The organism is Treponema primitia ZAS-1 (assembly GCF_000297095.1).
GTDB lineage: Bacteria > Spirochaetota > Spirochaetia > Treponematales > Breznakiellaceae > Termitinema > Termitinema primitia_A.
On the sequence record NZ_AEEA01000124.1, the window covers coordinates 1 to 1,165 of the forward strand.

General features: G+C 62.7%; 1 pseudogene. It reads right to left on the reverse strand.

Annotated features, from left to right (window positions below):
* Positions 1-1,165: pseudogene (locus tag TPRIMZ1_RS0115245) on the reverse strand (peptidase A26); the annotation flags it as partial.

The window sequence follows — 1,165 nt, forward strand, 5'->3', positions numbered from 1 at the left end:
GGTGCCGTACCAGTTCCGCCCCGCCATGCCGCCGACAGCTCCGCTGCCGGAAACGGAGCCGCTGTTGGAGCAGGTGGTGATGGTGCCATTGTTGTACCCCACCACGCCGCCGACATTGTTGTCAGTGCCGAAAACGTCGGCGGCGTTGGAGCAGGCGGTGATGGTGCCATTGTTGTACCCCACCACGCTGCCGACATTGTTGTCGCCGGTAATGAAACCGCTTGCTATACGCACATTCTTCACCGTGCTTTCTCCACCGATGGCGCCAAAGAGGCCTTCGCCTGAATTGCCATCCGTTGTGTTTATATACAGGTTGCTGATAGCCTTGCCGTTGCCGTCGAAGATCCCGGTAAAACGGGCATTGTAGCCGGTGACTATCGGCGTCCATTCCTGACCGGACCAGTTGCCGGTCTCCGGGTCGCAGATGCCCAGCAGGTCCAGGTCCGCTTCCTGCTTGTAGGTGCCTTTGCGGGCGTCGACTATAGAAACGCTGGGGGGGGTGCCGGTGTTAATCAACTGGAACTCCCCATAGCTGCCGATGGGGATGCTGTCACCATCTTTATCCCGGAACAGGAGTTTGCCGTCCCTGTCCAGGTTCAGGGTAACGGTCTCTGTCGCCTTGCGGCCAATGAGGATTGTGCTGCCGGTGGTGGAGATGCTTTTGAGAAGGCCGCCCTCCACAACAGCGGAGATGCTCCCCGTATAGGCGCCCTCAATATCCAGGTTCGCCCCGATGACCTTGACCGGGACCCAATCCTCGTACCACGGGCCGTCTGTTGTTTTGGCCCGCACACCCACGGTGTAGGTCCCCGGGCTCCGGCCATCGCCCTTGAAGGTGTAGGCGGCCCCGCCTGTGTCGGCGTCTGCGGTCACGGGGCTCCCGTTCACCGTCCACCGGATGTCGCCGTATTCGCTCCCGGTCAGGGTGATGGTGAGGGTCCCGGCGGCGCCTATCCAGTTGGTGTTGGGGTATTTGGTGATGGCGAGGGGGTGCTCCGGGATGTCCCAGCCGGGCGCAAGCTCCGCTTTGCCGCCTTCGGTTGCCGGGAAGCTGACGGTGAAGGTGAGGGTGTTTTCGGCGGTGTCGCCGCTCAGGGTTACGCCGTCCACGGTCCAGCCGTCGGGGGTGGTCCCGTTCACCGTGGGGGTGCTGCCGCCGGTGAAC